The organism is Sphingobium sp. AntQ-1 (genome assembly GCF_028538045.1).
Classification (GTDB): Bacteria; Pseudomonadota; Alphaproteobacteria; order Sphingomonadales; family Sphingomonadaceae; genus Sphingobium; species Sphingobium cupriresistens.
The window spans coordinates 2,686,548-2,701,126 of the sequence record NZ_CP117158.1 but is presented as its reverse complement, the minus strand read 5'-3'; the positions used below and the strand labels follow the sequence as shown (position 1 = coordinate 2,701,126).

Annotated in this window: 9 protein-coding genes; 3 read left to right on the top strand and 6 right to left on the bottom strand. The window is 59.9% G+C overall.

Features of this window, described 5'->3' with window-relative positions:
- Nucleotides 1-22: 22 nt before the first annotated feature.
- From sphantq_RS13495 to sphantq_RS13470, 6 genes are all read right to left on the bottom strand, one after another.
- Entirely contained in the window at nt 23-3,250 is a 3,228-nt protein-coding gene (locus tag sphantq_RS13495) for a hypothetical protein (RefSeq protein WP_272798729.1), read from the bottom strand.
- A 272-nt stretch (nt 3,251-3,522) separates the two neighbouring features.
- Nucleotides 3,523-4,260 (bottom strand): acylneuraminate cytidylyltransferase family protein, encoded by a 738-nt coding sequence (locus sphantq_RS13490; protein ID WP_148648314.1) that lies wholly within the window; start codon nt 4,258-4,260, stop codon nt 3,523-3,525.
- A 107-nt stretch (nt 4,261-4,367) separates the two neighbouring features.
- Nucleotides 4,368-5,894 carry an N-acetylneuraminate synthase family protein gene (locus sphantq_RS13485; RefSeq protein WP_066600405.1) on the bottom strand — a complete coding sequence of 509 codons (1,527 nt, stop codon included), beginning with the start codon at nt 5,892-5,894 and terminating at the stop codon, nt 4,368-4,370.
- Nucleotides 5,806-6,525 carry an inositol monophosphatase family protein gene (locus sphantq_RS13480; protein WP_082678961.1) on the bottom strand — a complete coding sequence of 240 codons (720 nt, stop codon included), beginning with the start codon at nt 6,523-6,525 and terminating at the stop codon, nt 5,806-5,808. Before sphantq_RS13480 ends, sphantq_RS13485 begins: the two co-directional genes overlap by 89 nt.
- Before the next feature lie 86 nt (nt 6,526-6,611).
- Nucleotides 6,612-7,523, bottom strand: coding sequence for a hypothetical protein (locus tag sphantq_RS13475; protein WP_148648313.1), 912 nt, complete (start codon nt 7,521-7,523; stop codon nt 6,612-6,614).
- A 162-nt stretch (nt 7,524-7,685) separates the two neighbouring features.
- Nucleotides 7,686-8,348, bottom strand: coding sequence for a glycosyltransferase family 29 protein (locus sphantq_RS13470; RefSeq protein WP_272798728.1), 663 nt, complete (start codon nt 8,346-8,348; stop codon nt 7,686-7,688).
- A gap of 355 nt (nt 8,349-8,703) precedes the next feature.
- Between sphantq_RS13470 and sphantq_RS13465 the strand changes: the two genes are divergently transcribed.
- From sphantq_RS13465 to sphantq_RS13455, 3 genes are all read left to right on the top strand, one after another.
- Nucleotides 8,704-9,966 carry a BNR repeat-containing protein gene (locus sphantq_RS13465; protein ID WP_272798727.1) on the top strand — a complete coding sequence of 421 codons (1,263 nt, stop codon included), beginning with the start codon at nt 8,704-8,706 and terminating at the stop codon, nt 9,964-9,966.
- Between the two features lie 232 nt (nt 9,967-10,198).
- Nucleotides 10,199-13,120: a glycosyltransferase gene (locus sphantq_RS13460; protein WP_272798726.1), complete on the top strand. Its 2,922-nt coding sequence runs from the start codon at nt 10,199-10,201 to the stop codon at nt 13,118-13,120.
- Nucleotides 13,121-13,124: 4 nt separating this feature from the next.
- Nucleotides 13,125-14,513 carry a glycosyltransferase family protein gene (locus sphantq_RS13455; RefSeq protein ID WP_066600386.1) on the top strand — a complete coding sequence of 463 codons (1,389 nt, stop codon included), beginning with the start codon at nt 13,125-13,127 and terminating at the stop codon, nt 14,511-14,513.
- The last annotated feature ends 66 nt before the right edge of the window (nt 14,514-14,579 follow it).

The window sequence follows — 14,579 nt, the reverse complement described above, 5'->3', positions numbered from 1 at the left end:
ATGGCACGGCACTGATTTGCCGTTACCGCCCCTTGCCTTCCGCCATGACCGCGGCGCTGCGACGCAGTTCATCCACCGCCCGGTTGGGCGTCCGCCCTTCCTGCAGGCCGAAAGCGACGAAATGGGCCGTCGCATCCATGCCAGCGTCATAGACATCCCGGTTGTTTTCCAGATACCAGCCTGCGTCGAACAAGCCGTATTTTTCAAGCACGGCCTGCTGGCGGCGCAGATTGACCTTTCGAGGCAGCAGCGGCGACGCCACCTGCGCAAGCAACGCATCCATGACGCGCACGAAAAGCAGATAGAGCGAATCCGTGCGGCGCGACAATTCATGTCGAACGACTCTGAGATGGGCGAGGTCCGTCTCTTTCTCCTGCGCCTCCTTGAGCGCGGTCATCAGCAGGGCGATTTCCTGGAAACGCGCCTGCAGCGTCTTTTCATGATCCAGTTCGGCCTTGGCCGACTGGTCCTTCTCAGCAAGCAATTCAGCTTGGGACTTTTCCAGCTTCTCGTCTGTCAGGCGCAGTTGCTCTTCCTTGGCGCCTCTCGCCTCCTGTTCTTCCTTCAACTGGCTGCGCAGGAAGCGCAGTTCCTCCGCCGCCTCTTCGGTTTCCAACTGCCGCTGCAACAGTGCGCTCTGGGTCTGCGCCAGATTGCTTTCAACGTCCTTGAGGCGCGCGCTATGTTCGGTCAACGCGCCATCGCGCACTTCTACGTCCCGTTTCAGCGCGACCACTTCATCCAGGCGGAGCTTGAGCAGCTGCTCCATTTCCGCCTTCTCATTCTTCAGGCCCTGCGCTTCGCCGCGGGTCTGCAGGAGTTGGCGCTCCAACCCTTGCGCATCAGCGCGCGCCTGTTGCAATTGCTGGTTAAATACTTCCTGATCCTTGGCCGCCTGCGCGCGCGCGGCATCCAGGTCACGTTGCCGCTCCTCCAGATATTGGGCGAGATTTTCGGCTTCATCCTCGCGCACGGTCAGGTCGCCACGCACCTGCTCCAGTTCTTCATGCGCCTGTTTGAGCTGGTCCCCAATCGCCAACCGCTCCTGCTGCAGTTGCGTCTGCTTGGCGCGCGACGCAATCATCTGCGCTGCCTGCATGGACAATTGCTCGGCCTTGCTCTCGCTATCGCGCTTGAGCGCAGTCAGCAAATTTTCCTGCTCGGCCAGCGCCGCTTGTGCATTCTTCAACCCTTCCGCGTCGGCATCTCGCTGTTGGAGCAGCCCATCCCGCTCCTCCCGAAGCCGCGTAACATCGACGCCCAGCGTTGCAAGCTGGTCTTCCGCGGCAGCTATGCGGCCATCGCGATCGGTTATGGATTTTTCGAGAGCGGCAATGGCATCCTTGGCTTGCGCCGCCTGCCTATCACCGGTTTCCGCCGCGACGCGCTGTTCGGCTTTCACCTTATCCAGTTCATCTTGGGTCGCTGCGAAAGCCGCACTCTGCTCGTCCAAGGCCTTTTGCAGCGAATCCGCAGCGCTCTTCACAGCGGTCAACTCGTCGCCACGCTGCGCCAAATCATTGGCGAGGGCAGTCGCGCGCTCGCCACCAGAGATATTCTGCTCGCGCGCGGCTTCCAGTTCAGCCTGCAGCCGTTCCAGTTGGCCATCCCGGTCCGCGATATCACGACGCAGGCCCTGTTTCTCGCCCTCGACCCAAGCAAGGTCATGACCTGCTTTGTCCAACGCGATGCCCGACCGCACCAGTTCGACCTCGACCGCCGACTTTTCCTGCATCAGCACTTGATAAGCGGTAAGTTGCTCGGTGAATTTCTCGGTCAACTGGGCGAGGCGGCCATCGGCGCCGTCGCGCGCCTCCATCGCCCCCTTCATCAGACCATCGCGATCCGCCAGCGCTTTTTCATGCAACGCAGCCGCTGCACGCAAGGCGCTGATTTCGGCCTGCTGCTGCGTCGTTGTGGCCGTCACCTCCGCGAGCTGCGCCTGGAGCGCCGCCGCTTTTTCACCTGCCGTGCCCGCTTCCTTTTCCAGATCGGCGCAGAGGCGTTTGGCCCGGTCCGCCTCGGACATCGATTGAGACAATTGCTCTTTCAATGCGTCCTGCGCCGCCAAATTCTCGGCAAGCGCAGCTTCACGCTTTTGCAGTTCGCGGCGGAACGATGAAATTTTCACCTGCCGCTCGTCTAGCGTGGCGGTCAATTCTGCGATTTGCGCATCACTTTTGGCGACCGCCTCTTGCAACGCCTTGACGGTTTTGTTCTTGTCGCCCAGTTCCTTTTCCCACTTGGCGACGTCCGCCTGCGGGCCAGCGGCTGCGAGTTTCTGTTGCAACTCCTCAATGGTCTGGTCGAGTTTCTTGCGCTCGCTCGCGCGCCCCGCCTCTTCCTTTGCGAGCTTTCCAGAGATGCTGCCCAGCTTGCGAGCCTGCATGGCATGATCACGCACGACTGGCGCGAAAATGACGGCTGCCCGGCCCATCTCGGCGCGGATGGCGTCCAAAACAGCATGGTCCGCCCTATTTTCCCCATGGAGCACCCAGGACCGCATGATGCGGTACACATTGGCAACCCATTCGCTCGCATGAGGCAGAGGACGGAATATATCGTTAGTGTCGCGGTGGTTGCGCAGCGAGCCCGACAGATAATTGGCCACTTCCACAAAAGCACGCTCAGTGGAATTGGGCAAGGTCAGGCCCAAGCCGGTTTCGAGGCGTTCGATCTGCGCCCGGTGCGATTGCAGAAGATCGTCATAACTGACGAACATGCGCTTCAAAGTCCGACTGCCATGCTCGGCATCGAGCGTGTAGCGCAACCAAAGTAAGGTGCCTTGAAGTGGTTCGACACCAAAATGTTGCGACAGCGATCCAGACACCTCTATCGGATTACGGATCATGATGATCGCCATCTGCCTGGACCGATCGCCCAATAGGTCGGTCCAGAAGGATTGCAGCAGGCTGTTGCGCGGGTCCTTGAACACGCGCGCCTGATCGCCCGGAAATTCAGTCTTCAGCACGCCTCGCGCCGCGTCGCTCAGGCGCGCATGATCGGCTGACGAGATGGTCGTTAGATCGACGCCGCGCCAATCGGACCATTCGGTTTTGGCGGCAGCCAGCAATTGGGCGTTGATATCGCCCAACGGCTGCGACTCCCAGGGTTCGGCGCCCTGTTCGGCCTTTGCGGGAGCAAGCGTCGACGGCGCGGCGCAACCCAATAGTGACAAGATTCGCGTCAGCACGCCGCCACCTGACAATGGCGCGCCGGTAATCATGATCGTCGGCGTCTTCGCCTTCACCGCCGAAGGCTTGGCCGGCGTTTTACTCTCTATTTCGACGCTTTTCGCGTTCTGCGGCCCGGATGTGGTTATCGACTTAGGACCACTCGACACTAATCTTGCCCCACTATAACTTAAGTTGCCGAAACTTGCACCGGCCCGTCAGGCCGTGTCAATTGCAAAACCCGAATGGCTGGCGGCCTGTAAGGGCCGCTATGACGCCAAGCGCGGCACATGATTCATGAATGGCCGGCCGGCATAAAGGCCATGAGAACCCTTATCGTCCGGAGCGGTCATGCCAACGGATAGACCGGCTTGGCCACGCCGTTGGCGGTGATCCAGGCTTCCGTCTTGGCGACGTCTTCAAGCGTGTGGACGTCGAAACAGCCCTCGGTGATGTAGGGCTTGATCCGCTGCCCCATCACTGGCCAGGGTCCCTGCCCATCCTTGTCCCAAATCGCCGATGCGCGCAGCGCCCAGATAGAATGGTCGAAGAACAAACAGGGCGGCAATTCCTGGCGGTTGGCGGACGCATTGCCCGATCCTGGCACGAAGGGCGACAGGGTGCCGTCCTCCAGCACGGTCTTGCCGCGATAAGGATGATATTCGGACATGTCGTGACACGGCACGACCGAAGATAATGACGGATCCTGCAACAGACCTTCGATGCAATCGTCAATGATCCGTTCGGTGATGGTGCCGACATTGGCATGCTGGACGACCACGATATCGACGTCGCCCTCCGCCTCGATCAACTTCATGGCGTGGCGCACGGCGTCCGAACTTTGCGCCGTCGCGCTGGCCAGTTCATCCGGGCGACGGATCGAGGTATAACCCGCCTTGCGACCCGTCTCCAATATCTCGTCATCATCGCTGCTGACATAATAGCGACCGATATGCGCGCTGCGGTGGGCCGCGGACGCAGCCCATACCATCAGGGGCACGTCATGGACAGGCAGGACATTCTTGCCCTTGAGCGAACTGCCGCCCCGCCCGATCATCAGCGCGACTATTCGACTGGACTTCGACATGAAGAATATGCCCTCATTCTGATGCGCGGCTCGCACAGGGACGACCACGCGCTATAATTGCGTCCATGCCATGACAACCATGGCTGGACGACAACGGCGGCCAAATTTTATTCGGCCGCCGCCACGCGATATTTATGATGCTCGCTGGGACGGATATCCTTCTCCTCGGACCCCACGACGATCTCCGCTTCGCGGACCTTGGCGACATAATCCTTGAATTCCGACTTGGTCAGGTCCAGCGCCACGGCATCGAAATGCGCAAACTCGGTGTTGCCCAGCTTGACGTGCTTTTCGACCATGCGTGCGCCGGCTGCGACCGCCAGGGCCGAGCCGAACCAGCCTGCGTCATGGCTGGAATAGCCCGCCACGATTTGGGGCTGGTCGCGCGACAACCGGTCATAATGCCGGACCACGCCGACATTGCAGTCTTCCGCCGGGGTCGGATAGGCCGAATTGCATTGCAGCAGATATAGTTGGGGGCTGTTCCTGAAGGTGTTGAGCACCCAATGTTCGAACGCCTTGTCGGTCATGCCGGTCGACAACACGATCGGGCGATCGCAGGTCTGCGCCACCATCGACAGATAGTCGGTATGTTCCGAAATGGTCGACGGCAGCTTGATCATCGCCGAACCGAGATCCATCAGTTCGCGATAGGATTTGGCGTCCAGCGCCGATGCGAACCACTGGATACCCAGTTGCTTGCACAGCCCATCCAGATAGGCGAAGTCGTCATCGCTGAGTTCCAGCTGATGGCGATAATCTCCAAAAGTCTTCCCAAATGGTGACTTGTAGGGCGCCGCCAACTGTTCACGCGAGTAGAAGCTTTCCACATCGCGCTTCTGAAACTTGACGAAATTGGCGCCTGCCGCCTTTGCCGCGCGCACCATCCGTTCGAGCCTGCCGCGGTCGCCGAAATGGTTGGTCGTCAATTCGGCAATGACGGACACATTCCAGGCGCGCTCCGCTTCGCCGCCACCAGGCAAAAACTCGTGACGCAGGTCGGTGGTCGTCATGCGTGAATAGGAACGATCGCCGACATGCACCACGTCGAGATTGGTCCCGCGCAGCATGTAGAGCGCGTTCAGCAGAAAATTTTCCTGCATGTCGATGCGTAGCCGCCGCTGATCCGCCGTGTCATTCTCGTAAGAACGGCCCAGCGAATGGGCGCTGCCCATGTCGGCGCGGAAATCGAATCCGACCAGATAGACAGTCTGCGACCGCCCGCGCGCCTCAGCCACTTTGCGGGCGACCTGCAACGCGGAAATCAGCAGCACGTCCTCGATGACGAAATCGCCGCCGAGCAGGCGCTGCATCATCAGGTCACCGCCTTCCTGGCTGAGCGGGACATGCTCGGCCCGCACCACGTCTGCGACCTTAGACCGAAAATCTGTGGATGTCAGATAGAGGCGCGCGCGCTCACCGCTTTCCGCCAGCGACTGCTTCACCCAGTCGGCATGGAAAATCGAAATATCGGCCGGATAAATGCGCTCTGCGTCATTGATGCCGATTACCAGCGATCCCGCGAAGACTTCCGCGGGAACATCGTCAGCCGACGGGCCCTTGCCCAGGATGAAGATCGTGTCGGTGCCATATGTCGACGCGATGGCGCTTATCGGGGTCGAGAAATTGTCCATGATAAGGTTCTCCTTCGAGAAATACCGCGCAACCGGCTTCATGGGCCAGCGCTACACCCGCCAACAAATCCCAGGAATAGGCTCCCTTGGGGTTGACGAAACGCGCATAGGCTCCGCGTATGACATTATACATATTATAGACGGCGCACCCCATGACGCGCCCTTCGGGATTGTCAGCCAGGATGGCGCCGATTTCCGCGTTATAGGACGAAGACAGGCCGACGATCCGAGACTTGTACGTCGGGATCGACATGCCGGACATCAGGATATCGCCCATTTCCGGCAGCATCAATGCGCTGCCCTGATGCGCGCCATCGCGCCAGATCGACAGCGCCACGCCCCATTCCTTCAGGCCGGAGCAGAAATTTTCAGTGCCGTCGATCGGATCGAGCACCGCGACCCAGCCGGACTGCATATCCTGCCCCGCGACATAGCTTTCCTCGGCGATCAAGGTCACGTCGGGCAGGCGCGCCCGTAGAAAGTCGGCGATCAGCTTTTCCTGAAACAGATCGGCCTGCGTCACCGGGCTGCCGTCGGGCTTCCATGTGATCTCGCGCCGCAACGAGACGGTCTGGTCAAGATTGTCCCGGACAAGAGCCCAACTATCTTCCAGCACGGATGAAATCGACACCTAGCCCCCGATCCTTGATTTGCATGACTGTCCGGGCGCATCGCCAACACGCCAGCACCACCGACACAGCGGCGGCATCCTATCCATTATGCGGCTTTCAGCTTTTCCACCAGCCCTTTATAGCGCGTTCCATGACCCGACAGGACCGCGGAAAAGGCGTCCAGGTCGCTCTTTTCATAATGGACCGGATTGCCGCGCAACATCGCCATCAGCAGCAGCGGCGGCGCTTCCTCGTCAGGACGGACATTGCTCAGATAACGCTCGACATTTTCCGTGAGGACATAGTTGGGCCGCGCGCCCACCATGATCTCGCGGTGATAATATTGCGTCCGGCAGAACAGGACGTCCTTGAAGAAGACGGTGAACAGCGAGAGCGCCTGGGCGATGAAGGAATCGCCAAAAATGACGATGCGTCCCTGCGCGTTGGGATGCTCGCTGATCAACAGGTTGATGCGGCCGTCATTGCCGCTGGTCACATGATTATCGAATTTGTGGACTTTCCAGTTCGCCGCCAGCGTCTCATTAGGTTGCATGACAGGCGGCTTGAACCGCTTGCCGAGATCGCCTGCGATCTGTTCCGCGCGCGGTCGGATCAGCTTGGCGAGTGCGGCGATCTGCTCGCGCACCATCGCTTCGTCCAAACCAAAGCCCAGCACGATCTCCTCGACCGCCGCCAACCGGCCGCTCCAGGTCCAGTGCGTATCAGCAAACCCGTAGCCGCCACCCTCAAGCGCGCGCAGTTTTTCTGTGGGAAACAGGAAGGGCGCGCGCACGCGCTGCCGATAGATATCACCCAATATCACCGGATTTTCGATCGGGAAGGACTCGTTGAGCACCGTATGCTTGTCCGGCGCGACGAGATGAACATGGCGCGCGCCGCAGCTCGCGGCATGTTCCGCACGCGCTACGAGGTTCGCCTGGAAGTTCATGATCGAAGTTTCCGCGACATCGACCTTGCCGGTGATGAAGTCCATCGGGCGATGCTGGCCATCAGCCAAGAACAGTTCGCCCTTCTTCCCTATGATAACCCCGTTCTTTATTTCTACGTCGCCCACTTGGCACCCTTTTTCATTTATCAGAACGGTTTCCAATCAGATTCGGCCATATGATGACCGGGAAATCGTACAAAACCAACAAATAAGATCGTTTGATCGACCGGTCTAGAAGAAGCGGATATACCCTTTGTCACGCAGCCGGCCAAGAACGGCAAACTCCACTTCCATCGGACAGTGCGCATCATCCCAATGCTGCAACGCCCGGCCGAAATCGCGGCCATCCTTGTAATAATGCTCCTCACCGCCTTTGCGCGGCTCAATCTCAAAACCGAACAGGGAAATGGGAACGCCCTTTTCGAAGAAGGGCGAAAGGAAAGACAGGATCACGATGCCCGACCGCGGCGGCTTTTTAGGATAGGCGCCCGTCTCGACATAGCGCGAGAGAATGGGCAGCGCCGCATGGGTATGCACATCCCGGTTGGGATAATAGACCGGTTCACCCGCATAGCCCAAATTTTTGAGGACTGGCTCGTTTTCGACGCGGGTTATGATGGTTGACGGCTCGTCCAATTCCCGGAAGAAATCCCAATAACGCTCCTTGAGCGGCACGCCGACGAAACGGATGTCGGTACGCGATCCGCCAAATTCCTCGAAACCGGTGGTACGACCGTCATTGACGCGGATGATCACATCATGCGCGTCGATCCGTTCGCCGTTGCGGTCCTGCCCCAAGCGCGGCGAATTACCGATCACGGCGATCGATGCAGGCTTGTCCTTCTTGCGGGCGACAGCGTCGAAAAAGAAATTGCCCGCCTCCTGATCCGACATCTTCATCTTCCATTTCACATGGCCGCCATGCGACCGATCTACAATTCAGCCCCCATGTGGCACGGTCACAACCTGCTTTCCAGCGAAGAATCATCGACATGGCTTTGAAAGCAGGCGCAAGGATGTCGTGATGGTCCGCAAGGGAGGCCGTCACCATCCCGTCCAACAGCGTCCATGCCGAAACAAGGTGAAGGTCCAGATAGTTATGTCCCGCATGATAGCGTCACTCCCCCTCGCCCTCGCGTCGTTCATAAGCGCAGCCCCCTTCAGCCTAGCCGCCACGGGCGCGCCGCAGGACCGCGCGCAAACATGCCGCGTCGCAGCATCGGAACCTGCGCGCGCAGGCCTGCACATAGTGCGCATTGGCGAAGCCTGGTCCGGGGTCCGAGTCCGCTATCCGGCGCTAAGGCGCAACGGCAAATATTATTTCGCCTATTTCGATGCCGCCCGACAGTTGGCCATCGCCGAATATGCGCCAGCGCAGCGGAAAATATGCGTCAATCGCATCGCATCGCGCTTTGGCGGCTGGGATAGCCATAATGGCATCTTCATGGCTTTCGATCCGCAGGGATATCTGCACGTCGCCGGCAACATGCATGCGTCGCCGCTTGTCTATGCGCGCGCTCCACGCCCCGATTCAGCCCAGGGTATCGCGTTGGCGCCGATGATCGGACGCGACGAAGCGCGCGTTACCTATCCCCGCTTTCAGAAGAATGCTGACGGTCAATTGATGTTCCTTTACCGTTCGGGCGGCAGCGGCAACGGCGCCTGGGTCGCCAACCGGTTGCAGAATGGCCGTTGGTCGAGACTTAGTGGCGGCGCGCTGTTCGCTGCGCGCGACCGGGATGGACCGGTAAGCGCCTATCCAACCAATCCGGTTCAGGACGCGAACGGCCGCTTCCATGTCGCCATCGTGTGGCGCCGCACCCCCGATACGGCGACCAACTTCCGCGTCAGTTACGTGTCCACCACCGACTTTCAGACCTGGCGACAGGCCTCCGGCAAGGTGGTGCGCGGCCCGATCACGCCGGACAATGGCGGCAGCGTGGATGATGTCGGCGTCGATCACGGACTGGGCACCAGCGCGTCATTGTCTCTTGATGGTCGCGGACAGCCGGTGATCGCCTATACCAAATATGACGAAGCGGGCGCCAATGCCGTCTATGTGGCGCGCCCGTCGGCGCGAGGTTGGAGCATCAAACGGCTGGCCAGCGGCAAGACCAGGGTGGCGGTGCAGGGCCGCGGAACCAGGCAGCGTGCGGATGTGACCAGCATCGCCAATCTCGATCCAGGCAAGGGTACGGTGACGGTCACATTCCCGAAATCGAAAGCCCAAATCTTGCGCTTTGCCCCGCCGTCAGGCCCAATGCGCCAGGCCGCCGACGGCGTCGATCGGCCGACGCGCATCGCGGCGGCCCTGCCCCTGCCGCGCGGCCTGTTGCGGCCGACGTTGCGCAAGGTCGCCGTGATCGATGCGGCGAGCGGAAAGCCGACGACGGGGGTCGTGCAATATTTCGCGCAGGATTCGAATCGCGACCGCGCGCCTGCCTGCGACGCCAAAGCTCCGATGGCGTGCAAACCGCCCGCCTCCCCCATCTATCTCGTCCTGCCAGACTGAATTGGCATCATCACGGCACCTCACCTGTTTCAATCCGGTGCCGAAACGACAGAGTCTAGCGTTGGGCTGACACCATCTGCTATTGCGCCGCGCTGCAACATAAGCAAGAAAAGGCCGACAAATTGGGGCGAGGGCATTTGGGTCGCATCGGCGCGCGGGCCATCACGCTTGCGCGACATCATTATGACATGAAGCGTGGGCAACAGGTGGTTGCATATAAGGGCGGGGAAGAATGAGCACGACTATCTACGGCAATTTCGACGGCGTTCAGCAAAATAATCTGGTTGGATGGGTATTCGATCCCGCCAATCATCCCTCTGAAGTGATGGCGATGATCGACGGTGAGTTCGTTGCCTTCGCCGCGGCCAATAATTATCGTGCCGACCTAGAGCGCGCCGGGGTGAATAACGGCCTGTGCGGCTTCCGCATCGCCATTCCCGGACAATTTCTGAAAGGTGGATCGCACAAGGTCGAACTATGGCTGAATGGCGGTCAGCGGCGGCTGGCGCCCGCCTTCACTTTCCAGTCCACAGATGCTGCGTCCCCTCCACCTCCCCGCCCCGCCGAGCAGAAGGTCGAAACGCCTCCGGCACAGCCCGCACCCCAGGCAACGCCTGCTCCAGAAACCAAGCCCGCGCCCGAAGCCAAGGCTGCGGCCAAAGCGCCCCCAGCGGTTGAGGCCAAGCCTGCCCTGTCGGCGAAGCCCGCTCCTGAACCCCTCAAGACCGCCGTAGAAGCGCTCCCAGCGGCTGAGGCCAAGCCTGCCCTGCCGGCGAAGCCCGCTCCTGAACCCCTCAAGACCGCCGTAGAAGCGCCGAAAAATGCAGCAGACGTCAAGCCGGCCAGCGCCAAAACGGCCAAGCCGGCACATACAGACGCGAAAACGCCCGCTGCTCCCGCGAAGCCCTTCGTTCCGGGCAAGGGTAAATCCGCCTTGATTCCCAAGATCGACGCGAAATCGGCAGCGTTCAACACCACCCAGCGCTCCGTGTCGGAAAGTTTGATCTTCAATGGCGCGATCGGTGCGCTCAACAAATTCTGCAATCTCTACACCGAAACGCCTTATTATGAACGGTTGCGGCTGGCGGCGCGCGGCACGACACGGCTCGATTGTTTCGTGCAGATCACGACCACGCTGTCCCGGATCGACCAGGCGCGCGAAGGACAGCTGCCCAAGGTCGGGCCGCTGGTGTCGATCATCATGCCCGCCCATAATCGCGAGGATCTGATCGACGACGCAATCCAATCGGCCCTGGCGCAAAGCTATAAGAATTTCGAACTCATCATCTGCGACGACTGCAGCAAGGACGACACCGTCGCTGTGATCAAGTCGTTCAAGGACCCCCGCATCGTCCTGACCCGACATCAGGAACAAAAAGGTGCAGCCGCAGCGCGCAACAGCAGCCTCAAACTCGCGCGGGGCGAGATCATCGCCTATCTTGATTCGGACAATGTCTGGCATCCCCGCTATCTGGAGATCATGCTGGAGGAACTGGCCAACTGGCCCGGCAATATGTCGGCCTATGCCGGCTATTTCGACATCGACATCGGCGAAGACACGATCCGTATCAAGAAAGCCGAGATCAAGGGCTTTCATTTGGAGGATCAGGTCGTCCTGCCTTTCGTCGATCTTAACAGCTTCATGCATCGCCGCCAGCTCTACGATGTGCTGGGCGGGTTCGACGAGCGACTCGCGCGTCGCCAGGACTATGACATGATCGCGCGCTATTGCTGGCTGCGTGAACCGCGCGTGGTGCCGCAGGTGCTGAACCTTTATCAACGCATCGCCAACGCCCAGCAGATAACCAAGATGCAGAAGGAGGACACCAAGTCCCCCAAGATCATCGCGGACAAGATCGAGGGCTATTACAAGAACGGCCTGCCCGCCAAGCTGCCGTCCTGGGTGAAGAAAGTGTCGGTCGTGTCGTGGGACATGAGCCGCAACCATTTCGCCAAGGCCTATTGCGTGGCCGAAGCGCTGAGCAAGCATGTGGAGGTCGAAATGATCTCCTATCGCTTTTTCGACGAGGAAATCTTCCAGCCGCTGGCGGACAAGAAGCCCCCATTCGAATGCAAATATTTCGAAGGCGGCAATTTTCCCGACTTCTTCGGCAATTTCGCCAAGGGCATGGAAGCGATCACCGGCGACGTCATCTATGCGGTCAAGCCGCGGCTGACATCCTTCGGCCTCGGTTTGATGGCCAATTATCACACGGGCAAGCCCGTGATGCTGGAATGCAACGACCTGGAGACGGTGGTCAATAACGCCAAGGCCACCGACGCCCATGCGCAGAAGCAATTGACCGACCTGTTCAACGCGGCCGACAAGGCCAAGATACCCTATGAACTCATCTGGTCGGAAATCCTCGACCCGCTGGTGGCCGAAATCCCGACGGTGTTCACGCACAATATCAACCTGAACCTGCATTATGACCGGCGCTGCCTGTACATGCGCAATATCAAGGATGATTCGCTCTACCGCCCCGAGGACATGGATCGCGATGCGATCCGCAAGGAATTGGGTTTCAAGCCCGACGATCGGATCATCCTGTTCGGCGGCCTTGTACGCAAGCATAAGGGCATCTTCGAACTGGTCGATCTGCTCAATGCGCTGGGCGATCAGCGATACAAGCTGCTGGTGGTTGGCAGCCGCGACACGCCCGACCTGATGAAGCTGAGCAAGGAGCATCGCGACAATATCACCGTGCTGCCGCCCCAGCCGCCCGAACGGATGGCCGCCATCAACCTGGCGTCGGACCTGATCGTGCTGTGGCTCGATCCCAATGTGCCCGCGGGCCAGTATCAGAGCCCATACAAGATGTCCGACGCGCTGGCGATGGGACCCACGATCATCGCGTCCCCCACCAGCGACCTGGCGGACCTGGCGACGCGAGGGCTGATGCTCAACGTGCCGTTCGGCAACCAGAAAAAGCTGGTGGCGACCATCCGCCGCGTCTTTGACCAGCCGGAAGAAACGGCCAAGCGCCAGCAACGGGCACGCAAATTCTTCGAGCGCGAATTTTCCTACCCGGCCGTATTCCCGGCCTTTGCGCTAGGCGTGTCGAAGCTGGAACAGAATAAGGTTTATCCGGTGTCGGAACGCTTTGCCGAATTCTTCGCCGAATATCGCCGCCGCACGCTCGCGGGGAAATAAGGCCATGAAGATCGCAATCAAGAATCCGGCGCCTATCGGTCCCAACCTGGAAAAATGGGGTGATTATCATTTCGGCCTGGCCCTCGCCAAGTCCCTGGAAAAGCTGGGCGCTACGGTCGTACAGCATTTCTGGCCGAACTGGGACGCCGATGACGGCGAAGACATGGTCATCATGCTGCGCGGAAAGCGCAGCTACACGCCGCCCCCCTCCAAATTGTCGCTCATCTGGATCATCAGCCATCCCGGCACGATCAAATATGACGAAATTTCCAAGTTCGACATGGTCTATGTCGCGTCGGAAACCCATTATAAGGCGATCCGCGCCCTGCCTGGCCTGACCGTCGATGTTGCGCGGCAATGCACCGACACCAGCGTGTTCTTCGCCGACGGCAAGGATAGTCTGCGCCGCGACGTGTCCTTCGTCGCCAACAGCCGCGGCGTGCGTCGCGAAGTGCTCAGTTGGGCGGTGGGGGCCGGCACGCCGGTCCATGTCGTCGGCCGTCACTGGGGCAATCTGGGACTGGGTCATCTCGTCCGATCGCAATATATCGACAATGACGCGCTGCCCGAATTTTATCGCCGAACCCGCCTGACGCTCAACGACCATTGGAGCGACATGGCCCATTTCGGCTATATCAACAACCGCATCTTTGATTGCCTGGCCTGCGGAACCCCGATCCTGACTGACGAGTTTGCCGAACTGAGATCGGTGTGTGGCGACGGCATCCTCTATGCGTCCGATATGGACAGTTTCGGCGCCGCGATCGAAGAATATTTGCTCGATTATCCCTCCGTACTCGGTCGTGCGCATGAATTGTGGCAGCGGATCGGCGCCAGTTACAGCTTCGACGCGCGCGCCGCCCAAATATGGGATTGGGCGACGACGACTCATTCGCTGCGCAGTTCGCTATGCTATGATGCGGACGGCGCCAGCGCCGCATCGGCCGCCCCCCTCAATTCCGTGATTGGCCAGGCGGTGGAATTGCTGCGCAAGGCCGGGGTCACGCGCGAACTGCAGACGCTGCATCTCTGCCCGACGCCTTGGGGCACATCCTCCCTGTTCGCCAACAAGGAGATTTCCTATCTGTCCGGCGGCTTTGGCCGCGGGCCGTGGCACGTCTTGATGGATCGCGAGATGGGCGGGATCGCCAACAAACATTTCGACATGATCGTGATCGAGCCAACCAACAATCTTGTCGATCTGGTGGGTCAGGACCAAGCGGCCTTCTCCAAGCGACTGGCGTCGAAGCTGAACAAGGACGGAATGATTGTCGCCCCGATCGCCCAAGCTAAAACGCTGCTGTCCGGCTGGCAAGGCGTCAGGGTGGAAGGTAAGGTCGTCAAGGATGCGTCTTTCGCCGTCCTGCAGCCCAAGGCCGCCTCAGCCGCATAGGCCGCACCGATTTCCCCGCGCCATGTCGATATAGGCATGAGGCGGGGAATCCCGGCGCACAGTGAG